Source organism: Luteipulveratus halotolerans, from assembly GCF_001247745.1.
Lineage (GTDB): Bacteria > Actinomycetota > Actinomycetes > Actinomycetales > Dermatophilaceae > Luteipulveratus > Luteipulveratus halotolerans.
Genome location: NZ_LAIR01000002.1, coordinates 3,378,997 through 3,398,995 on the forward strand (window position 1 = coordinate 3,378,997; position 19,999 = coordinate 3,398,995).

The 19,999-nt window shown below is 70.8% G+C and carries 20 protein-coding genes and 1 pseudogene; 9 read left to right on the top strand and 12 right to left on the bottom strand.

Features of this window, described 5'->3' with window-relative positions; all coding sequences use genetic code 11:
• The first annotated feature begins 1 nt into the window (after nt 1).
• Nucleotides 2-2,806 (top strand): FtsX-like permease family protein, encoded by a 2,805-nt coding sequence (locus VV01_RS17025; protein WP_157508897.1) that lies wholly within the window; start codon nt 2-4, stop codon nt 2,804-2,806.
• 285 nt (nt 2,807-3,091) lie between these two features.
• On the top strand, nt 3,092-3,700 hold the full coding sequence (locus tag VV01_RS17030; RefSeq protein ID WP_050670936.1) for a bacterial proteasome activator family protein: 609 nt from the start codon (nt 3,092-3,094) through the stop codon (nt 3,698-3,700).
• Between the two features lie 262 nt (nt 3,701-3,962).
• On the opposite strand, the gene VV01_RS17035 is transcribed toward VV01_RS17030, so the two are convergent.
• From VV01_RS17035 to VV01_RS17045, 3 genes are all read right to left on the bottom strand, one after another.
• Nucleotides 3,963-4,751, bottom strand: coding sequence for a S1 family peptidase (locus VV01_RS17035; RefSeq protein ID WP_050670937.1), 789 nt, complete (start codon nt 4,749-4,751; stop codon nt 3,963-3,965).
• Between the two features lie 157 nt (nt 4,752-4,908).
• Nucleotides 4,909-5,592 (bottom strand): ABC transporter ATP-binding protein, encoded by a 684-nt coding sequence (locus VV01_RS17040; RefSeq protein WP_050670938.1) that lies wholly within the window; start codon nt 5,590-5,592, stop codon nt 4,909-4,911.
• Entirely contained in the window at nt 5,589-6,635 is a 1,047-nt protein-coding gene (locus VV01_RS17045) for an ABC transporter permease (protein WP_050670939.1), read from the bottom strand. Before VV01_RS17045 ends, VV01_RS17040 begins: the two co-directional genes overlap by 4 nt.
• A gap of 155 nt (nt 6,636-6,790) precedes the next feature.
• Between VV01_RS17045 and VV01_RS17050 the strand changes: the two genes are divergently transcribed.
• Nucleotides 6,791-8,032, top strand: a complete 1,242-nt coding sequence (locus VV01_RS17050; RefSeq protein WP_197275083.1) for a sensor histidine kinase — start codon at nt 6,791-6,793, stop codon at nt 8,030-8,032.
• Nucleotides 8,029-8,645: pseudogene (locus tag VV01_RS17055) on the top strand (response regulator). The gene VV01_RS17050 and the pseudogene VV01_RS17055 overlap by 4 nt, the downstream one beginning before the upstream one ends.
• A gap of 77 nt (nt 8,646-8,722) precedes the next feature.
• Here the strand turns inward: VV01_RS17055 and VV01_RS17060 are convergent.
• The 4 genes from VV01_RS17060 to VV01_RS17075 form a co-directional block, all read right to left on the bottom strand.
• A complete protein-coding gene (locus VV01_RS17060) occupies nt 8,723-9,028 on the bottom strand; it encodes a DUF2087 domain-containing protein (RefSeq protein WP_050670941.1) in 306 nt (101 codons plus the stop codon).
• Nucleotides 9,025-9,558: a GNAT family N-acetyltransferase gene (locus tag VV01_RS17065; RefSeq protein WP_050670942.1), complete on the bottom strand. Its 534-nt coding sequence runs from the start codon at nt 9,556-9,558 to the stop codon at nt 9,025-9,027. Before VV01_RS17065 ends, VV01_RS17060 begins: the two co-directional genes overlap by 4 nt.
• 196 nt (nt 9,559-9,754) lie before the next feature.
• Nucleotides 9,755-10,264, bottom strand: coding sequence for an NUDIX domain-containing protein (locus VV01_RS17070; RefSeq protein ID WP_050670943.1), 510 nt, complete (start codon nt 10,262-10,264; stop codon nt 9,755-9,757).
• Between the two features lies 1 nt (nt 10,265).
• Complete coding sequence (locus VV01_RS17075) at nt 10,266-11,420, bottom strand: AI-2E family transporter (protein WP_157508898.1); 1,155 nt, start codon at nt 11,418-11,420, stop codon at nt 10,266-10,268.
• 150 nt (nt 11,421-11,570) lie between these two features.
• On the opposite strand from VV01_RS17075, the gene VV01_RS17080 reads away from it, so the two are divergent.
• Together VV01_RS17080 and VV01_RS17085 are read left to right on the top strand one after the other, a co-directional pair.
• Nucleotides 11,571-12,401 (top strand): DinB family protein, encoded by an 831-nt coding sequence (locus VV01_RS17080; protein WP_050670945.1) that lies wholly within the window; start codon nt 11,571-11,573, stop codon nt 12,399-12,401.
• A gap of 128 nt (nt 12,402-12,529) precedes the next feature.
• A complete protein-coding gene (locus VV01_RS17085) occupies nt 12,530-13,021 on the top strand; it encodes an HIT family protein (RefSeq protein WP_197275084.1) in 492 nt (163 codons plus the stop codon).
• A 170-nt stretch (nt 13,022-13,191) separates the two neighbouring features.
• On the opposite strand, the gene VV01_RS17090 is transcribed toward VV01_RS17085, so the two are convergent.
• On the bottom strand, nt 13,192-14,859 hold the full coding sequence (locus tag VV01_RS17090) for an FAD-binding dehydrogenase (protein ID WP_050670946.1): 1,668 nt from the start codon (nt 14,857-14,859) through the stop codon (nt 13,192-13,194).
• A gap of 198 nt (nt 14,860-15,057) precedes the next feature.
• On the opposite strand from VV01_RS17090, the gene VV01_RS17095 reads away from it, so the two are divergent.
• Entirely contained in the window at nt 15,058-15,846 is a 789-nt protein-coding gene (locus tag VV01_RS17095) for a hypothetical protein (RefSeq protein WP_050670947.1), read from the top strand.
• Nucleotides 15,847-15,852: 6 nt separating this feature from the next.
• Here the strand turns inward: VV01_RS17095 and VV01_RS17100 are convergent, their stop codons facing one another.
• From VV01_RS17100 to VV01_RS17110, 3 genes are all read right to left on the bottom strand, one after another.
• Nucleotides 15,853-16,464: a hypothetical protein gene (locus tag VV01_RS17100; protein WP_157508899.1), complete on the bottom strand. Its 612-nt coding sequence runs from the start codon at nt 16,462-16,464 to the stop codon at nt 15,853-15,855.
• 86 nt (nt 16,465-16,550) lie between these two features.
• Nucleotides 16,551-17,519 carry an alpha/beta fold hydrolase gene (locus VV01_RS17105; protein ID WP_050670949.1) on the bottom strand — a complete coding sequence of 323 codons (969 nt, stop codon included), beginning with the start codon at nt 17,517-17,519 and terminating at the stop codon, nt 16,551-16,553.
• 49 nt (nt 17,520-17,568) lie between these two features.
• Complete coding sequence (locus tag VV01_RS17110; protein ID WP_231635262.1) at nt 17,569-17,808, bottom strand: MerR family transcriptional regulator; 240 nt, start codon at nt 17,806-17,808, stop codon at nt 17,569-17,571.
• Nucleotides 17,809-17,945: 137 nt separating this feature from the next.
• Here VV01_RS17110 and VV01_RS17115 point away from each other — a divergent pair, with 137 nt between their 5' ends.
• Both VV01_RS17115 and VV01_RS17120 read left to right on the top strand, forming a co-directional pair.
• A complete protein-coding gene (locus VV01_RS17115) occupies nt 17,946-18,380 on the top strand; it encodes an Hsp20/alpha crystallin family protein (protein WP_050670951.1) in 435 nt (144 codons plus the stop codon).
• Nucleotides 18,381-18,389: 9 nt separating this feature from the next.
• Complete coding sequence (locus VV01_RS17120; protein WP_050670952.1) at nt 18,390-18,686, top strand: hypothetical protein; 297 nt, start codon at nt 18,390-18,392, stop codon at nt 18,684-18,686.
• A 91-nt stretch (nt 18,687-18,777) separates the two neighbouring features.
• Here VV01_RS17120 and VV01_RS17125 read toward each other — a convergent pair whose 3' ends face one another.
• A complete protein-coding gene (locus VV01_RS17125) occupies nt 18,778-19,980 on the bottom strand; it encodes a S53 family peptidase (RefSeq protein WP_050670953.1) in 1,203 nt (400 codons plus the stop codon).
• Between the last annotated feature and the right edge of the window lie 19 nt (nt 19,981-19,999).

The following is a 19,999-nucleotide window of genomic DNA, read 5'->3' on the forward strand; positions in this document are numbered from 1 at the left end:
CGTGAACAGCTCGGGGGAGCTCACGTCGACACGGCGGATGTCGTGGTGGGCGAGCTGGCGCCTCATGGTGCGCCTCGCGATGCGCGATGTCCGCCGTCGTTGGGGGCGGTCAGTGCTCGTCACCCTGCTGGTCGGCATACCTACGCTGATCGTGGCTGCAGGTGGAACGGTCCTCTTCACCTACGACGCCTCGTCGCGCGAGACGATCACGCGCGACATGGGCGACGCGCAGGCGCGGCTGGAGTTCGGATTCGGCGACACCCGGCTCAGTCAGGGAGCCGATCCGAACAGCAGCGACGGCGCAGTCAGGACCTGGGCGGACAAGCCTGCAGCTCGACTGCCGGGCGAGCCACAGGGTTCGCGACCGAGCACATCGGACAGCAGCTGGTACATGCCGCCGACGGCCGCGGTGCAGAAGGTCACTGGCGGTCGCGTGCTGACCACGACGACCTCGTCCTACCGCGTCGACCTCGGCGAACGTCGGCCTCGGGTGAGCGTGCTCGGTATCGACGGCCGCGATCGTGCCTACAAGGGCATGGCGACGCTCACCTCCGGAAGATGGCCGACGTCACCGGACGAGGTCCTCGTCTCACCGAGCGGCGTGCGTCGTGGCCTTTCCACCACAGGCACGGTGTCCACGCGGACCGGTCGCGAGGCCGCCGATCCGGTGCGGACACTGCGTGTGGTGGGCACAGCCGACACACCCCGGCACGAGGCTCTGGTGACCCTGCCGGCCTCCGCCGGTTACGACACCTCGGCCTACCTCCTCGACCGAAGCACGCCCGTCGTCTGGGACGAGGTGCGCAGGCTCAACACCTACGGCATGGTCGTCTTCAGCCGCCACGTCCTCACCAGTCCGGGCAGCGCCCACGTCGAGGAGAACGAGCTCACGCCACCCGGAGATCAGGGCGAGATGCGACTCGTCGTCACCCTGCTCGTGGTCGGAGTCGTCCTGCTGACGGTGATGCTGGCCGGCCCGGCGTTCACCTCTGGCAGCGCTCAAGACCGGCAGGCGCTCGGTCAGATCGGCAGCAACGGCGCCACACGCGCGATGATGCGCCGCTATGTCCTGGCACGAGCGCTGGTCCTCGGCGCACTCTCGTCGGTGATCGCCGTCGGTGCAGGGGGCGTCCTTGGCGTCGCCGCTTCGGAGATCATCCAGTCCCAGCGACCTGACGACGTGTGGGGTCCGGCCGACCTGCGCTGGTCGTACGGCGCCGGCCTCGTCGGGCTTGCGTCGTTCGCCGCGGTCGTGGCAGCGCTCGTCCCGGCCGTGCAGGCCAGTCGCACCAACCTCGTCCAGGTTCTGCGCGGACAGGTGTCACCTCGACGCGTCCGCACGGGTTGGCCGATCGTCGGCCTGATTCTTGCTGTGCTCGGTGGAGCAGCGATCATCACGGTCGCTCGTGACGCAACACTGGACAACCGCGAAGGCTCCATCGGAGTCGCTGCCGTGGCCATGTTCCTCGGTGCCGTCATGATTCTTCCGTGGCTGCTCAGCATGCTCGGCCGTGTCGTCGGACTGCTGCCTCTCACCGCGCGCGTCGCCATCCGCGACCTCAGTCGCCAGCGTGGGCGATCCGTGGCCGGCGTCACCGCGATCCTTGCGGTCGTCTCGCTGACCACTGCCCTCGCGATCGCCGGTAACAGCCAGGCTGAGCGTGCCCGCCAGGACTACGCGCCGAGCGCTCCTCTGGGCTACGGCTACTCGTCGGGTGTTCCCGCAACCCTGGCCGCCGTCGCGGCGCAAGCCCGCAATGAGGGACTGAGGGTCGAGTCAATAGGCACGGTCCGTGACGCAGTGGCCGCGGGCGACAGCGACGCAGCCAGTACGAGTCGCACCCGAGCCGTCGTCGTACAACGACCTGGTTGCACCGCGGTGCAGACCTTGCAGGACCAGAGCGGTCGATGCGCAGCACCCTCGACGTACGGCCCGTTCAACAACGGACTGGCCGTGATGCCGGCCCGCCTGGCTCAGGCGTACGCCGGTCTGTCGTCGGCGCAGCGGGCGGACCTCGAACTCGGCGCTGCACTCGTCGTGCACCAACCGGTGGCGGGTCTGTACAACCCACCCGCCTCACCCCACGGCAGGTCAACGCGTCTCGTGGCGGGCGCTCTGTCATTGCGGGCGGGCCAACCCACTGGGTTCCGCGTCGACCAGCAGGTGAGCGTGGCTCTCGTGCACGCGACAGTCGGGCGTGGGTCGCCACTGCTCGGTCGAGGATGGGCCCTGATCATCACACCCGAGACCGCTCGCCGCTTCGGATGGCAGGTGACAACCCGTGAGCTGCTGATGTCAGGGGCGAAGGACACGACCGCCGCCGTTCAGCGGGTGGCCGACCGGGCACCTGACGATGCGTATGTCGTGGTCGAGCGCGGGCCACAGGATCCGACGCTGAAGGTCATCCGCGCGCTCGTGACGATCATGGCCGCGATCATGCTTGTCGTCACCCAGATCACAGCAGCGCTGATGTATGCAGAGGGCCGTCGCGATCAGGCGACCTTGGCCTCGGTCGGTGCGAGCAGCAGTACGCGCCGTCTGATCGCCGGCTGGCAAGCCGCGGCCATCGGCCTGGTCGGAGGTCTGCTCGGGCTCGCGGCCGGCTTCGTGCCCGGCATCGCGGCGACCTACCCGCTCACCGATCCAGGCCCATACCCCGGCCCCAACGGTCGGATCGGCAACATCCTCACGATCCCCTGGGCCGAGCTCGCAGGTGTCGCCATAGGGGTGCCCTTGCTCGCAGGGCTGCTGGCGGCGCTGGCCGTACGCGCCCGGCCGCCGGTGCTCGTACGCCGCATCGACTGACAGCGAAGCGGGGCTCGGGTGGACGACGCAGCCTGCGGAGGTGGGGCTCTGGGCTCGGGAGAGGGGGCGGCGGTTGCTGTGCACTGGTTCGTGTGGTGAGCCACCTGAGCGACTGGCTCACCACGCGAACCAGTGCACACTGCTCGCAGACGAGGTCTGCCGAGCACCGCCCCGCCGGTTGAGCCCCGCCCCACTGGTCGAGTGGACGAAGCGCTAGCGGAGTCGCATCGCGACCATGCGCACTCGACCGGAGGCGGCGTCATCAGCGTGAGTCAGGATGGGGGCATGTCCCACGACGAGACACCAGAGCAGGACAAGGACCAGAGCGGGCCGGACCAGCAGCGCATCGTGGTCGTCACGCCCGACGGCATGGGCGTCGCGCAGCCCCCGACCGAGGACGGCGAGGAGGCGCAGGCCAGCCCTGCCGATCAGGTCGAGCAGCCGGCCAAGGTGATGCGCATCGGCTCGATGATCAAGCAGCTCCTCGAGGAGGTGCGGGGCGCTCCCCTCGACGAGGCCGGGCGCAAGCGGCTCGCCGACATCCACCGGCGTTCGATCGCCGAGCTCAAGGACGGCCTGTCCGACGACCTGGTCGACGAGCTGGAGCGGATCGCGCTGCCGTTCACCGAGGACGAGGCGCCGTCCGACGCCGAGCTGCGCATCGCCCAGGCCCAGCTTGTCGGCTGGCTGGAGGGGCTGTTCCACGGCATCCAGACCGCGATCGTCGCCCAGCAGATGGCCGCCCAGGCGCAGCTGCAGGCGATGCGCCGCGGCCTGCCGATGGGCCACGGCGGCCAGGCCGGCGTCGGCCCGGAGGGCATGCCGGGTGTTCCCGGGATGCCGGGCCAGCGGCCCGACACGGGCGAGTCCGGCCCGACCGGTCAGTACCTCTGACGTCCGGCGAGACGACCCGCCCTTGACGAGACGACTCGCGGATCTGCGGGTCGTCTCGGAAGGTGCGGGTCGTCTCGTCGGAGACGCAGACACAGAACGGCTCCCGTACGCCCTGCACAGGTCGTACGGGAGCCGTTCTCCCTGCAGTCCGGGGAAAGGACCCACCACGGCTCCCCGGACTGGTCTTCGGTACGCCGGCCGCCGGGCCGACGCGTACGCCGGCTGCTCACCCTCACAGGTGTCGGCGCAGCGGCGCGGCGAGTCAGCCGATGTGCGACGTCAGCTCGTCGTAGTAGGTCGACACCTCGGAGTAGACGCCCGGGTTGCCTGCGTCGGCGCAGCCCTGGCCCCACGACACGATGCCGACGAGCTTGCCGCCGACGACGAGCGGGCCGCCGCTGTCGCCCTGGCAGGAGTCCTTGCCACCCTCCTCGTAGCCGGCGCAGACCTCGCCCTCACCGACGTACTCGTTGCCGTACGCCGACGCGCACGAGGCGTCGCCCATCAGCGGGACGTCGACCTTCTGGAACGTGTCGGCCGGTCCGGTGCCCTCGGTCTCGCCCCAGCCGTACACCGTTGCGGTTGCCCCGCTCTCGCCGACCGACGTGTCCTGGTTGAGCGGCAGCGTGGGCACACCCTCGAACGGTGTCGCCAGCGTGACGACCGCGACGTCGTGGGCGCCCTGGCCGTACGACGGGTCGTACCAGATGTCGCTGATCGCCGACTCCTTGCCGACGCTGGTGTCGGCCAGGTCGTCGCGGCCCTGGACGGCAGTCCAGGACGAGGCGGACGTCCCCTCGACGCAGTGCGCAGCGGTGACCACCTTGTTGGCGGCGACGAGCGTGCCGCCGCAGTACTCGCCGGTGGGCGAGGGCGAGGCGGTGTTGGACATCTGGATCGCCCACGGCGTGTCCGACGTGTGGGCGATCTCGCCGCCGACGATGGGCTGCGGGCCCTCCACGGCGTGTGCTGAACCGATACCGGCGAACGTCGCGGCGGTGGCCGCGGTGATCGCCAGGGCGAGCCGAGTGCGCTTGCTGCTGCGGTGCATGGGGGGGATCCGTCCTGATCGGAAGACTGACCGGATGACCGTACGAACGTTCCGCCCTGGTCGAGGGAAGCGACCGGTCACGCGCAGGCAAAGCATCGGTGCCTCATTCGTACAGAACGTATTCGGGCTGAATGTCGAGCAGCAGCAACGCTCCCCGTTACGACGCGAGCGCGGCGAGTCGACCGTCCCCCATCTCCACGGTGTGGTCCACGGCAGCGAGCGACGACCGGTCGTGGGTGACCATCACCGTGCCGACGCCGCGTTCGCGGGTGACCTCGGCGAGCAGCGCGACGACGGCGGCGCCCCGCTCGTGGTCCAGCGCCGACGTGGGTTCGTCGACGAGCAGCAGAGCCGGGTCGTTCATCAGCGCGCGAGCGATGCCGACGCGCTGGCGCTGACCGCCGGACAGCTGGTGGGGACGACGCCCGGCGGCGTCGGTCAGACCGACCGCGGCCAGCAGCTCGTCGGCCCGGGCGTCGACCTCCGGCCCGCGACTGCCGGCCACGCGCGCGACGATCTGCAGCTGCTCACGAGCGGTGAGCGACTCGATCAGGTTGGACTGCTGGAACACCAGACCGAGCGTCGTACGCCGCACGTCGGCCGCGTCTCCACGGCGCAGCCCGCTCACGTCACGGCCGTCGATCTCGACCCGGCCGCTGTCGGGTGTGAGCAGCAGACCGGCGACCGCGAGCAGGGTCGACTTGCCGGAGCCGGACGGACCGACGACCGCGACCATCTCGCCGGCGTCGACTCGCAGCGACACGCGGTCGAGGGCGGTGAGGCGGCGGTCGCCGTCGGGGTAGGTGACGGTGATGTCGGTGAGGGCGAGTGCAGTGCTCATCGGGCGGCTCCCAGGGCGGTGATCGGGTCGACGGTGCTGATGCGGCGCAGGGCGGCGACCATGCCGACGGCGACGAGCATCAGCAGCGGGATGACGGTGGTGGACGCGTCCACGACGAACGGCACGGCGTTGCCGGCGAGCGTGCCGAGACCGGCGGCGACGAGCGTGCCGATGCCGCCACCGACGAGCAGCAGCACGAGCGCCTGGCTCATCGCGTCGCGGACGAGGTAGCCGGTGCGTGCGCCGACGGCCTTCAGCACGGCCAGATCGAGCGTGCGCTGGATCGTCCACACGGTGAAGAACGCACCCACGACCAGGGCGGACACGGCCAGCAGCAGCGCGCGCATCAGGGTGAGCGAGCCGTTCTCGGCGGTGTAGGACCCGATGGCCGACAGCGAGTCGTCGGTCGTCATGACCTTCGCGCCGACAGCCTGCTGGAACGCGCGCGTGTCGAACCCGTCGCCCGTACGCAGCGCGATCACCTCTCCCCCGCCGCCCGTGCCCGCGAGCGCCGACGGCGGAGCCCAGACGACGGGCGTGTGGTTGAACGACGCGTCGTCGACCACGCCGGCGACGGCGTACGACGTGCGGCCGATGCGGACGGTGTCGCCGACGGAGACGTGCTGCTCGTCGGCGAGGTCGGTGCTGATCACGACGCTGCTCGGGGTGAGGCCGCGCGGTGCGACGAACGAGCCGGGCGCCGCGCCGAACAACGACACCGCCGTGTCGTGGCCGCCGACGTCGACCCGACCGGGCGCGATCGTGAGGGCCGCGGCGTCCGTGACGCCCTTCTGCTTCTCGATCGCGGGCAGGCGCGAGGCGGCGAGCCGGCTGGAGCTGTACGACGCGGACTCGCCGTCCGCCGGCGTACTGAACGCGACGTGGTCGCCCGGCAGCGAGGTGATGGCCGAGACGCTCTGCTGGGACAGGCCCGCGGTGAGGCCGGTCAGCAGCACGACGAGCAGGCTGATGAGCCCGATCACCGCGCCCATCAGCGCGAAGCGACCCTTGGCGAAACGCAGGTCGCGCAGCGCGAGGAACATGCGAGATCCCTTCTTCTTCAGTGCTTTTCGAGGTCTTGGCAATCACATCGCGTTCTCGCGCGCGTGCCATCGCGCAACCGGTGGGCTCGTGACTCAACCTTTCGATGGATGCCGCGAGCAGGCGTACGGCGGGATCCGTGGCTACGGTCGGAGCGGTGACCGCTACCCACGCCCCGAGCAGTCCCGTGATCCGCAGCATGCAGCTGGCGATGCACGGGCTGTTCGTGCTGCTCCTCGCGGTCGGCACGGTGCGCGCGATCCAGACCGGCGAGCGCACGGCGTGGGTCGTCGCGGGCTGCACGGCGATGGTGCTCTGGTACGCCGCGGGCCTGGTCCTCTCGCGCCGTCGCGCCTCGCCCGTGGCCGGGCGCTGGTGGGTGGCCGGCCTCGTCCTGCTCTGGGTCGTCGGGGTGCTGCTCAACCCCGAGCTCAGCTGGATCGCGTTCGCGCTGTTCTTCCTGGTCATGCACCTGCTCCCCCGGGTCCCGGCGCTGCTCACCGTCGTCCTGATGACCGTCGTGGTGGTGATCGCGCAGGTGAGCAACGCCGACGGTGAGGGCACCGCGGCGCGGGTGATCGGGCCGTGCTTCGGCGCGCTGGTCGCCGTCGGCGTCGCGTGGGTCTACAGCCAGCTGCGCGCCGAGAGCGAGGCGCGGCGGTCGCTGGTGCAGCAGCTCACCGCGACGCGCGACGACCTGGTCGCCACGCACGACGAGCTCGCGGTCGCTCAGCGCCAGGCCGGTGTCCTCGCCGAACGCTCGCGGCTGGCGCGCGACATCCACGACACGTTGGCGCAGGGGTTCTCCTCGATCGTGCTGCTGTCGCGGGCGGGCCTGACGGGGCCGGCGTCGGACGCGGCGGGGCGGACGGGTTCTTCGGATGCCGAGCGGTTGCGCGGACTGCTGGAGCAGGTCGAGCAGACCGCGGTGACGGGCCTGCAGGACGCGCGCACCGTCGTACTCGCCCTGACTCCCGACGAGCTGTCGGAAGCACCGTTGCCGGCTGCGCTCGGTCGGCTGCTCGGCCGCCTCGGCGAGCAGACCGAGCTGCGCACCGACCTGGTCGTCGACGGCTCGGCGCAGGCGTTGCCGACAGCGATCGAGGTGGCGCTGCTGCGTCTTGCGCAGAGTGCGCTCGCCAACGTCCGGCAGCACGCCGACGCGTCACGGGTGGCCGTGACGCTCACCTATCAGGACGACGCGGTGGGTCTCGACGTCGTCGACGACGGGCGCGGTTTCGATCCTGCTTCTGCTCGAATTCGCAGCAACGGCAGCGGTTTTGGCCTCCGAGCGATGCGTGAGAGATTGGCCGACGTGGGAGGTTCGCTGACGGTCGAGTCGTCGCCGGGTGAGGGCACGGCGATCGGTGCGTCCGTGCCGCTGGCGGCCGGCTCATGACGCGCGTGCTGCTGGTCGACGACCACCCCGTCGTACGCGCGGGGTTGCGTGCGCTGCTCGAGGCGTCGGGTGTCGATGTGGTCGCCGAGGCGTCCAGCGGTGAGGCGCGGTCTCAGCCGCGCAGGGGTCGCCGGTCGACGTCGTGCTGATGGACCTGCAGATGGGCGCCGGCATCGACGGCGTCGCCGCCACCACGCAGATCCTCGCGTTGCCGGCGCCGCCGCGGGTGCTCATCCTGACGACGTACGACACCGACGCCGACATCCTGCGGGCGGTCGAGGCCGGCGCGTCGGGCTACCTGCTCAAGGACGCGCCGCCGGCCGAGCTCGTCGACGCCGTACGCCGGGCGGCCGCGGGCGAGACCGTGCTGGCTCCCGTGGTCGCGCAGCGGCTCGTGACGAGGCTGCGCTCTCCGGTGCGGTCGTTGAGCGAGCGCGAGCTGGACGTGCTGCGGCTCGTGGCGTCCGGTGCGACCAACCGCGCGATCGCCAAGCAGCTGTTCGTCACCGAGGCGACCGTGAAGTCGCACCTGGTCCACGTCTACGCCAAGCTCGGCGTCGACTCGCGCACGGCCGCGGTGGCTGCGGCCCGCGAGTCCGGCCTGCTGCGCTGACGGCGCTCGCGGCGCCTGGCCGTTCGGCGTGACTTAGCGTGCGCTCCACCGCTCTGTGCGTCATACCGTGCGTGGCCTCACTTCTGACGGGCGTGCGCACGATCGCGCCGCTCGTACCTCTGGCCGTCACCAGACCTCCACAGATGACCGTGGTCGACGAGCGCCCGGCGCAACGTGGGCACGTCGTCGTAGATCTCGCGCAGCAGGTTGTTGACGTCGGTCTCCGACATCGGCGTGCCGGGCGGCAGCTGAGCCGCAACGGCGTCGTACAGGAGAGCCGCGATCGCCGGTCGGCGCGGGATCCGGGTCAGCCGCTCGTCGCGGATGAACGCCGCCAACCGGGGCTGCGAGGCGACCACCCGTTCCGCGAGGCTCGCGCTCACAGCCGGTCGAAAGGTGCCGCGTAGATGAAGCGGCCGCGCTGACCGTCGTACGCGCTGAGCGTGCGGACCTGGAAGTAGTCGCCCCACGCCTCGTCCGGCGCCGCCACCCCGAGCGTGCGGGCGGGGACGAAACCGAAGCGCGAGTAGTACGCCGGGTCGCCGAGCAGGACGACGAGCGGTTCGCCGAGCGCGTCGGCCGCGCCGAGGACCGAGTGCATCAAGGCGGAGCCGACGCCGGCGCGCTGCCGGTCGGGGCTGACGCTGAGCGGGCCGAGTCCGAGCGCGGGCCGACCGTCGAGTGTCCCTCGGGTGCAGACGACGTGACCGACCAGTGCGTCGCCGTCGACCGCGACCAGCGACAGCTCGGGCACCCAGCCGCCGTCCGCGCGCAGCCACGTCACCAGAGTCGCCTCGCCCGGGTCACCACCCGGCTCGACCGGCGGGGCGCTGTGCTCGACGCCCCTGAACGCCGCCGCCGTCACCTCACGGATCGCCTCGATGTCGGCCGGTTGCTCACGTCGGATCAGCACCCCCGCACCGTGCCGTGCATCGCCGTACGCCGTCAACGCGTTTGTCGGACGGCGGCCCGACCCAGCGCACCCTGTGAAGAAGCGTGAGCACAATCGCACCCTGTGAGGAAGCGTGCGATGACCAGAAGCCCCGACCGCGGCGCACCCTTTTGAGGAAGCGTGCGATGAGCGGGTCGGCTGTGAGCGGCGGGCCGTCCTACGAAGCCGACGCCAGCACCCGCCCCGGAGCGCGCTCACTGTGGGCGGCCTCGACGGCGCGCAGGATGCGCATCGTCGGCTTGTCCGGGTCGGGCAGCTCGTGCACCGCGAACCAGGACGCCGCCCGCGCCTCGCTGGCCACCGCGACCTCGGGCTCGGTGTCGCAGCGCACGCGGTAGATCATGTCGATGTGCCGGACGTCGGGGTCGACGACGCAGGCGAACACGTCGCCGGCGGTCACGCGCAGCCCGGTCTCCTCGGCGACCTCGCGGACGACGGCCTCGTCGGGCTGCTCACCCTTGTCGACCAGTCCGCCGGGCAAACTCCAGCCGGTGCGGTGGTCCTGGCGCAGCGCGAGGATGCGGCCGTCGTACTCGATGAGCGCGACCGCACCCATCGAGAAGGTCGGCGCCGCGACCCGGATGATCGCGTGACTCGGGCCGGCCGGCAGCAGACGGAACGCCCGCAGACCCACCCGTCGCAGGAGTCCGGGCTGCTGTGCCGACATGTCAGGCCTCCTCGTCGAGCGTGCCGGCCGTCGCGCCCGTCGGTGCCGGCGCGATCGTGGCGTGATGAGTGCGTACGGCGTGGACGACGTTGTTGATGACCGCCACCAGCGGCACGGCGACGAACGCGCCGAAGATGCCCGCGAGCAGCGTGCCCGCCGTGACCGTGACCAGGATCGCGAGCGGGTGGATGTTGACGAACTTGCCCAGGATGATCGGGTTGAGCAGGTTGCCGAACAGCTGGACGATCAGGATCAGCGCCACCGCCATGACGATCGCGGTCGTGACACCGTTGGCGACGAACGCGATCAGGCAGACGATCACGCCCGCGACGAGCACCCCGATCAGCGGCACGAGCGACCCGAGGAACAGCAGCACGGCCATGGGTACGACGAGGGGCATGTCCGCGATCATCATCACCGGCACCATCGCGAGCGCGTTGAGCGCGGCCAGCAGCACCAGGCTGCGCATGTAGACCACGAGCGTGCGCCACGCGGCAACCCCGCCCTCGTGGGCGTGCTCGCGGGTGTGCGGCGGGAAGATGCGCACGAACCAGCGCCAGATGCTGCCGTCGTCGAGCATCAGGAACAGCGTCGCGAACAGGCAGAACACCGAGCCCGAGATGACGCCGATCGCACTGGTCGCGGTCCGCAGGAAGCCGCTGACGAGGCTGCTCCGGTTGTCGCTGATCGTGTCGCCGAGGCTCGTGGTGTATTCGTCGACGTCGTGCTCGCTGAGCTCGAGCGGGCCGGTGATGAGCCAGTTCTTGATGTCGTCGGCGGCCTGGTCGAGCTGGGTCTGGATGTCGCCGGCCGCGTCGGTGACCTGCGAGACCACGAACCACATCGACAGCCCGAGCACGGCGATGCCGACCACGAACACCCCGATGCCGGCGAGCGCCCGGGGCACGCCGATCCGTGTGAGCGCGCGGACGGCGGGTTCGAGCAGCGCCGTGATCATGACCGCGACCGCCACGGTGATGGTGACCAGGCTGATGCTGTTGAGCAGCCGGATTAGGACGGCGACGCCGACCACGATCGCGACGAAGCAGACCGACCACCACGCCGCGACGCGTACGCCGTAGGTCACCTCGAGCCGCGGGTCGCGCGCACCGCCGGTCGGGCCCGCGGACGACGCAGGCGGCTCGGGAGCGGTCATGAGCACGAGCCTCCCACGGTCGGCGACGCGCCGGTACGCCGCCCGCCGGCTCGTCGTACGGCGCGGGCCCAACCGTCGTACGCCGCCGGCCTCGCCCTTCGCACGCCGTGTTCCGGCGCTCGACCGTCCGGAACCGGGTCCGTGCGCGGCATGGCCGAGTTCATCCAGCAGGACCTCACCGACAGCCGGTTCGAGCAGGTCGACCTCACCGGGTCGCGGCTCAGCCACGTCGACCTGAGCCGGACGACGATGCGCAACGTCGCGTTCGACGGAGCGGTGCTGCAGGACGTCGACCTCATCGACGTCACGGTCACCGGCGACATGCGCAACCTGGTGATCAACGAGGTCGACGTCACGCCACTGATCGAGGCCGAGCTCGATCGCCGTCAGCCCGGCCGGGTGCTCATGCGACCGACCGATGCCGACGGGTTCCGGCGCGCCTGGGACGAGGTCGAGCGGATCTGGGCGTCGACCGTCGAGACCGCCCGCGGCCTCGACCCGGCCCTGCTGCACGAGTCCGTCGACGGCGAGTGGTCGTTCATCGAGACGCTGCGGCACCTGTCGTTCGCGACCGACGCATGGGTACGACGCGGCCTCCTCGGCGACCCGTCACCCTGGCGCCCGCTCGACCTGCCGTGGGATCAGATGCCGGACACGCCTGGTATTCCTCGTGATCGGAGCGTTCGGCCGTCGCTCGACGAGGTGCTCGAGCTGCGTCGCGACCGGATGGCGACGGTGCTCGAGCTGCGTCGCGACCGGATGGCGACGGTGCGCGCGTACGTCGACGGGCTCACCGACGCCGACCTCGACCGCGAGACCGAACCCGTCGACGGCCCGGGCTGGCCGCCGCCGGTGTCGTTCCCCGTGCGCAAGCCGCTGCTCATCGTCCTCAACGAGGAGTGGGAGCACCGCAGGTACGCCGAGCGTGACCTCGCGACCCTCGCCGCCACCCCGCCGGTCGAGCCCTCGCCGGTCGAGTAGGGCGGAGCGGGTCTCGATACGGCTCGTTCCTCGCCTACTCGACCGGCGAAGACGCTCACCTACTCAACCCAGGTGCCGGATCCGTATCGAGACCAGGTGTACGCGGTCGGACCGGCATGATGGGCGGGGTGCCGGACCGTATCGCGATGGACCTCGCGGCCTACGAAAGCAAGACCCTCGCCGAGGAGTGCTTCATCTGCGCTTTCCTCGCCGGAGAGCCGGGAAAGGAGCATCTGGTCGTCGCCGAGGACGAGCATCATGTCGCGTTCCTCGACCGGTTCCCGACCCTTCGCGGCAAGCTCCTGGCCGCGCCACGACGTCACGTCGAGCACGTCGTCCGGGACCTCACCGAGAACGAGTTCGCGGCCTTGATGCGGTTCGTCCACCGCGTCGCCCTTGCACTGGAGTCGGTGGTGCTCAGTGAGCGCACCTATGTCTACTCGCTCGGAAGCCAGCAAGGAAATGCACACCTGCACTGGCACATCGCCGCACTCCCGCCCGGCACGCCGTACCGGGAGCAGCAGTTCGTCGCGATCATGACGGAGCACGGCGTCCTCCCGCCCGATCACGCCGCCGACACCGCGCTCGCGGAACGCATCAGGCGGGCCTACGACGGCTGAACCGGCGCTGTCGGACCACGCGCGAACGACCTGGCTCACCACACGAACCAGTGCACAGTCACCGACGAACCACCCTGTCGCCCGAGCCACACCGCTGGTTGAGCTGGTCCGGAGCGCTCCCGAAGGACCGCGTCGAGACCAGCGAGGGCCGGCTCAACCAGCGCTGCGGCTCAGATGGCGCGAGCGATCGCCCGCCCAGCGGCCCGGCCCGAGAACAGGCAGCCGCCGAGGAACGTGCCCTCCAGCGCGTTGTAGCCGTGCACGCCACCGCCACCGAACCCAGCAGCCTCGCCCGCGGCGTACAGACCGGGGATCGGCGTGCCGTCGGCGGTGAGCGCCTGCGAGGACAGGTCGGTCTGGATGCCGCCGAGCGACTTGCGCGTGAGCACGTGCAGCTTGACGCCGATGAGCGGGCCGGCCTTCGGGTCGAGCACGCGGTGCGGCGACGCGACGCGGGCGAGCTTGTCGCCGCGGTAGCGACGGGCGTTGTGGATGCCCTGCACCTGCGCGTCCTTGGTGTACGGATTCGTCATCTCGCGGTCGCGCGCGACGATCTGCTTCTCGACGAGGTCGGCGTCCAGCAGCGGCGACTCGGTGAGCGCGTTCATCTTGGCGACGAGGTCCGAGAGCCGTTCTGCCACCACGAAATCGGCACCGTGCGACTTGAACGCCTCCACCGGCCCGGGTGCACCCTTGCCGAGCCTGGTCTTGGCCAGCAGCTTGAGGTCGCGGCCCGTGATGTCGGGGTTCTGCTCCGAGCCCGACAGCGCGAACTCCTTCTCGATCATCTTCTGCGTGACGATGAACCAGGAGTGGTCGTACTGCGCGATGTCGGGCGTGGTGCGCAGGTACCTCAGCGTGCCGAGCGTGTCGTAGCCGGGCAGGTAGGGCGCGGGCAGCAGCCGCCCGAGCGCGTCGAACCACAGCGGCGACGGCCCGGGCAGGATGCGGATCGCGTGCTTCGGCCAGACGGGCGCCCAGTTCTGGATGCCCTCGACGTAGTGCCACATGCGGTCGCGGTTGACCAGACGCGCCCCTGCGTCCTGGGCGATCCCGATGCCACGGCCGTCGACGTACGCCGGCACGCCCGTGATCATGTCGCGCGGCGGCTGCCCGAGGCGCTCGGGCCAGAACTCGCGCACCAGGTCGTGGTTGCCACCGATGCCACCGGTCGAGACCACGACGGCCTGCGCGCGCAGCTCGAAGTCGCCTGCAGCATCACGGTTGGACGCAGCCCCGCGCTCGGCGTGGTCGGGCGCCAGGACCGTGCCTCGTACGCCGACGACGGCGCCTCCCTCGACGATCAGCTCGTCGACGCGGTGCCGGTGCTTGAACGTGATGAGCCCCTGCTTGGCCGCCTCGACCGCGGCGTCGACGAACGGCTTGACCACGCCCGTACCCGTGCCCCAGGCGATGTGGAAGCGCGGCACCGAGTTGCCGTGACCGGTCGCCCGACCGTCACCGCGCTCGGCCCAGCCGACCATCGGCGTGAAGCGAATCCCCTTGCCCCGCAACCAGTCTCGCTTCTCGCCAGCCGCCCACTCGACGTACGCACGGCCCCACTTCGAGGCCCAGCTGTCCTCGTCGGCGAGTCGGTCCCAACCGGCGCTGCCCTGCCAGTCCTGCCAGGCGAGGTCGAAGGAGTCCTTGACGCCGAGGCGCCGCTGCTCGGGGGTGTCGACGAGGAACAGGCCGCCGAACGACCACCACGCCTGACCGCCGAGGTTGGCGTCGTTCTCCTGGTCGACCACGACGACCTTCTTGCCCGCCGCGATCAGCTCGCTGGTGGCGACGAGCCCGGCGAGACCGGCTCCTACGACGATGACATCCGCGTCCATGACCAGCGAACCTACCCGCCCGTAGCCGCCTCGGACCGGCGAGTTCGCCGCACCGTCGTACGAAAAATGACTGGTCGGCACTGCATGCACTGCCGGACAGACAGACTTCGCCGCGCCGTCGTACGAAAAATGACTGGTCGGCACTGCATGCACTGCCGGACAGACGGTTTTCGTCGGAGTTGCGGGTTGAATGGGCGGGTGGCCGAGATCAGCGCAGACCTGGACGCCGCCGCCGAACAGCTGTACGCCGAGCTGCCGGGCGGGTTCATCGCCGCCCGCGACGCCCGGGTCAAGCAGGCCCGGTCCGACGGCGACCGCGACCTCGCCGGCCAGATCAAGGCGCTGCGCAGGCCCAACGTCGCCGCCTGGCTGGTCAACCTGCTGGCCCGTGCCGACGGCGGGCTCGACGAGCTCGTCGACCTCGCCGCCCGGCTGCGCGAGGCCCAGTCGCGCCTCGACGGCGCCGCGATGAAGACGCTCGGTCAGGAGCGCGGTCAGGTCGTCGGCGAGCTGACCCAGCGGGCGGTGACGCTCGCGGGAGAGGCCGATCCGGCGTACAAGGACAGCGTCCCGATCCGCGAGCAGGTGACGGCGACGCTCGGTGCGGCCGTGGCCGACCCCGCCGCCGAGCTGGCCGTACGCAGCGGGCGGCTGGTCAACCCGTTGTCGTACGCAGGGTTCGGCGAGGTCGACCTGACGGACGCCGTCGCCACTCCCCTGCGCTCGGTGCCGCAGCCGGAGGAGCCGACGCCCACGCCGGCGCCCACGCCGACGCCGACGAAGGACGCGGAGCCCCAGGAGAAGGAGCAGCCCGAGCCGCAGGTCGACGAGAAGGCGCTGGCGAAGGCCCGCGCCGAGCTCACCAAGGCAGAGAGCCGGCTCGAGGTCGCCGAGGAGGCGTTCGCGCAGGCGCGGTCACGCCGTCATCAGGCTCGGCTGGCCGTCGAGCAGGCGCGCCTCGCGGTCGAGGAGATCGAGGACGCCTGAGGCGTCCTACTCGCCGATCTCGGTCTTGCAGTACGACCGCAGCTGGCGGGCCTGGGTGTTGTAGTCGTCGGTCAGCACGCTCTTGCCGTCGTCGCGCGCCTCGTTCATGTTGTCGAGCTCGCGGGCGACGTCGGTGGTGTGACCGGCGAAGGTGTTGTCGCCGGAGTTGCGGCCGATGGTCCGCAGCGAGGTCGCGGTGGTGCTCATGGCGTTGGCGGCCTCGTTGAGCTGGCTGGTGCTCTTGGTGCGGGTGGCGTTGTTCCACTGCCGCACGACGGAGTTCATCTTGCCGGTGGCGTTGATGCAGGCCGAGGCGAGCTTGGTGTCGTACGCCGGGGTCGTCGCCGTCGAGGTCGGCGACGCCGTGGTGGTCGTCGACGTGGTCGACGGCGTCGCGCTCGTCGTGGTCGACGACGGCGTGGTCGCCGGTGACGACGGGGTGCGCGACGCGGTCGAGGTGCTGGTCGGCAGACCGGTCGAGGCGCCGCCGTCGGTCTCGAGTGCGGTGTAGGAGGAACCGGCGTCGTCGCCGCCGGAGCAGGCGGACAACCCGACGGTGAGCAGGGCCGTGGCGGCGAGTGACATGGCCGACGTACGGCGGCGTGCAGATCGGGTCATGGTTCCTTCCCAGCGGTGCTGCTCGGTGACCGTCCTGGTCCCGAGCCCGTACAACCATGCACGGACCGGACGGTCAGACAAAATCGTCACGCCGTCGTGACATCGGGCTCTGCGGCCGGATCGGCGGCGTAGCGCGCGCTCCGGGCAGTGGTCTGCGGATGGCTGGCGAGCCACGCACGGACGTGATCGGCGACCCACTGCGGGTCCTCGAACATCGGGCAGTGTCCCAGGCCGGCGCCTTCGGCGTACGTCCAAGCGGGAAATCTCTTCACCGCGGCTCGCGCGGCCGCGACGTTGACGAGCCGGTCCTTCTCACCGTGGACGACCAGCACCGGGGCGAGGATCTTGCCGAGCTCGCGCACGTACGCCGTCCGGCGGCCGAGGACGAGCAGGATCGAGCGGGCGGCGACCAGGAACGCGTCGGTCGACGAGGCGTCGTCGGCGTGCTGGCGGGCTGCCTCGACGTGCCGCTCGAACAACCAGCGGGGCACCCGGCGACGGTCGGCCGTGACGAGCGTGAACACCTCGGTCACCTGCTGCTCGATCGTGCCGCGGGCCGCGCGACCGGTGAGGAAGCGGCGGCCGAGCGGTGGGACGGCGTAGATCCCGAACGCGACCGACACCAGCGGGTGCGGACGGTTGAGCGGTGAGATCGGGAGCGCCGCGTCGACGAGGACGACACCGCTGACGGTGCCCGGCTCGCGGGCGGCCTGGGTGGCGGAGATCAGCCCGCCCATCGAGTTGCCGACGAGGACGACGGGTCGCCCGACGACCGTCTTGAGGAAGGCGTCCAGCAGCTGCTGGTTGCGACGGACGGTCGCGTGAGCCGGGTCGACCTCGGTCAGACCGAACCCGCCGAGGTCGAGCGCGTAGACCTCGCCGTGGGGCGTGAGCAGCGGCACGAGCGAGTCCCAGTTGACCAGCGAGCCCCCGAGACCGTGGACGAGCACGAACGTCGGCCCGTCGTCCGGACCGTCGGCGTGGACGTAGTGCACGCGGCTGCCGTCGACGTCAGCCCACTCGGAGGGCAGCGGCTCAGGAGGTGTGGAGGTCACCCGAGCACGGTACGCCGATCCCGCGCCCCACGAGTGGGAGGTCGCCGCGTCACCGACGGCGCAGTCGGAGAACCTCGTCCTCGAGGTCGAGAACCATGGCAATGCCGGCAAGGTTGAGCCCGTCGGTCAGCAGCGCTCGGATCCGGGCGAGCCGAGCGACATCCGCGTCGCTGTAACGCCGAGTGCCACCGTCGGTGCGGAGCGGCTGCAGCAACCCGCGGCGCTCGTACGCGCGCAGGTTCTGGATCGAGTGCCCGGACAGCTCGGCGGCCACCGAGATCGAGTACACGCCTCGGTGGCGACCTCGCTGAGCAGGCGGTCCGGGGGTTGACGTCATCGCTCCTGAACGCTATATGAAATGTGTGTTGACCGCTACAGATCAGCGGTCGTGGTCACATCAGAACTGGACACGTGGAGATGATTCCCATGCTTCTTCGCAACGATCCCTTCCGCGAGCTCGAGCGCCTGACCCAGCAGATGGTCGGGATGACCGGCACGACGGCCCGCCCTGCTGCGATGCCGATGGACGCCTGGTGCGAGGACGACGAGTTCGTCGTCGAGCTCGACCTACCCGGCGTCGAGCCGTCATCCATCGACCTCGACGTCGAGCGTGGCGTGCTGACCGTCCGCGCAGACCGCGGCGACCCTTCCGGAGAGCACGAGCTGTTGGCCGCAGAGCGCCCTCGGGGCGTCTTCAGCCGCCAGCTCGTGCTCGGCGAGAGCGTCGACACCGAGCACGTGAGCGCGTCGTACGACCGTGGGGTGCTGCGGCTCACGTTGCCGGTCGCCGAGGCCGCGAAGCCACGCAAGATCGAGGTCCAGCACGGGCCTCGGGCGGAGCACAAGGTCCTGCCGGCCTGAGGGTCTCGCATGACCGACCGTGCCATGACCCAGGACTTCATCGACCTGGTGTGCTCGGACGCCGATCTGCTGAAGCGTGAGTTCCTCGACATCGTGAGGAGCGCGCTGTCCGACGCCGACGCCGGCAGCGCTCCTCCGGACTCGGACTCCTCAGCGGCACGCGCCCGTGACGCCGACGGTCCACGCACGCGCGGTCACGTCCCGGCCGACTCCTCGGGGTACGACATCTCGCAGGAGCCCGTGGCTGAGCCGCGCTCTCGTGAGCGGGGGCCTCCTGCTCGGCCCATGCCCACGTCTCGCCGCTGATAGCCGCGTCCCGTAGCTCGGTGAACCGGAACTCGGCAGCGCATCACCCCCGACGCTCGTGACGTCGGGGGTGATGCGTGAGCGGAACCGATCAGAACGCGGACGTGCCGTTCGGCGTACCCAGTCCGGTCGGGCCGTCCCAGCCGGTCTTGGCCGAGCACCACGAGGCGCACGAGCCGTTGCTGCCGGAGGTGACGTCGAACAGGCCGGACGCGTGGGCGTACGGGATGGAGTTGGCGTAGCCCGCGGTGTTGCCGGACAGGGCGTAGACCGAGGCGACGAGCGGCGACGAGAGCGAGGTGCCGCCGTACTGCGCCCAGGCCGAGCTCTGCGAGCTGGTCGGTGCGTAGACCGCGAGGCCGGTGTTGGGGTCGGCGACGGCCGACACGTCGGCGATCGCGCGGCCGCTGCACTGCGTGACCGACGAGCTCTGACCGGAGGGCGCGGTGTTGAGCGTGGTGCAGCCGGAGCCTGCGCCCGACCAGGCCGACTCGCTCCAGCCGCGCGTGTTGGACGCCTTGCTCAGCGACGTGCCGCCGACCGCCGTGACGTAGTGCGACGACGCCGGGAAGCTGCCGCCCTGGTAGCCGTTGTCACCGGTCGAGGCCGTCACGGCGATGCCCGGGTGGTTGTACGGCGCACCGTACGACGCGTCGGACACGTCACCGCCGCCGTAGCTGTTGGAGATGGCGACGACGCCGGGCACCTTGGCGGCCTGGTTGACCGCGGCGCCGAGGTCGGCGAGCGACGCCGACTTGGCCTGGACCAGGACGATCTTGCAGTCGGGGCACGCGGCCGAGACGGCGTCCAGGTCGAGCGCCTGCTCCTGCGACCAGCCGACGTCGGTGCGGGGCAGGTTGGTGGTGCTGCCCGTCTGGCTCATCACCGTCAGGCAGCCGTTGGCCTTCGTGCACGACGAGAGCCCGAACTGCGAGCGGTAGACCCCGAGGTCGCGCTCGGCGTTGGGGTAGCCGTACGCGTCGACGATCGCGACCGTGCGACCGCCGGAGCTCAGGCCGGTCAGCTTGTACGCGCTCTGGATGTCGGTGGGCGTCTTGCCCGAGATCGCCGTCGGCGTGACGGGCTTGCCGTTGGGGGCGACGGCCTGCCCGGTGTCGGTCTGCACGCGGATCGCGTCGCAGGCGGCGTGCCCGGCGACGGGTGCCGAGCAGACACGGTGGTGCTGCACCGCGTGGGAGGCCGGGGTGACGGCCGCCGTCGCGGTGGGGCTGATCAGGCCGAGGACGCCGGTGGCTGCGATCCCGAGGCCTGGCACGAGCGAGAGCTTGCGCATGGTGAACTCCTCACGGCAG

What these genes read in the sequence shown, in the direction of transcription:
- VV01_RS17030 (WP_050670936.1), top strand. Translation starts at nt 3,092, where the DNA reads ATGTCCCACGACGAGACACCAGAGCAGGACAAGGACCAGAGCGGGCCG.
- VV01_RS17035 (WP_050670937.1), bottom strand. Translation starts at nt 4,751, where the DNA reads ATGCACCGCAGCAGCAAGCGCACTCGGCTCGCCCTGGCGATCACCGCG.
- VV01_RS17040 (WP_050670938.1), bottom strand. Translation starts at nt 5,592, where the DNA reads ATGAGCACTGCACTCGCCCTCACCGACATCACCGTCACCTACCCCGAC.
- VV01_RS17045 (WP_050670939.1), bottom strand. Translation starts at nt 6,635, where the DNA reads ATGTTCCTCGCGCTGCGCGACCTGCGTTTCGCCAAGGGTCGCTTCGCG.
- VV01_RS17070 (WP_050670943.1), bottom strand. Translation starts at nt 10,264, where the DNA reads ATGTCGGCACAGCAGCCCGGACTCCTGCGACGGGTGGGTCTGCGGGCG.
- VV01_RS17075 (WP_157508898.1), bottom strand. Translation starts at nt 11,420, where the DNA reads ATGACCGCTCCCGAGCCGCCTGCGTCGTCCGCGGGCCCGACCGGCGGT.
- VV01_RS17080 (WP_050670945.1), top strand. Translation starts at nt 11,571, where the DNA reads ATGGCCGAGTTCATCCAGCAGGACCTCACCGACAGCCGGTTCGAGCAG.
- VV01_RS17090 (WP_050670946.1), bottom strand. Translation starts at nt 14,859, where the DNA reads ATGGACGCGGATGTCATCGTCGTAGGAGCCGGTCTCGCCGGGCTCGTC.
- VV01_RS17100 (WP_157508899.1), bottom strand. Translation starts at nt 16,464, where the DNA reads ATGACCCGATCTGCACGCCGCCGTACGTCGGCCATGTCACTCGCCGCC.
- VV01_RS17115 (WP_050670951.1), top strand. Translation starts at nt 17,946, where the DNA reads ATGCTTCTTCGCAACGATCCCTTCCGCGAGCTCGAGCGCCTGACCCAG.
- VV01_RS17120 (WP_050670952.1), top strand. Translation starts at nt 18,390, where the DNA reads ATGACCGACCGTGCCATGACCCAGGACTTCATCGACCTGGTGTGCTCG.
- VV01_RS17125 (WP_050670953.1), bottom strand. Translation starts at nt 19,980, where the DNA reads ATGCGCAAGCTCTCGCTCGTGCCAGGCCTCGGGATCGCAGCCACCGGC.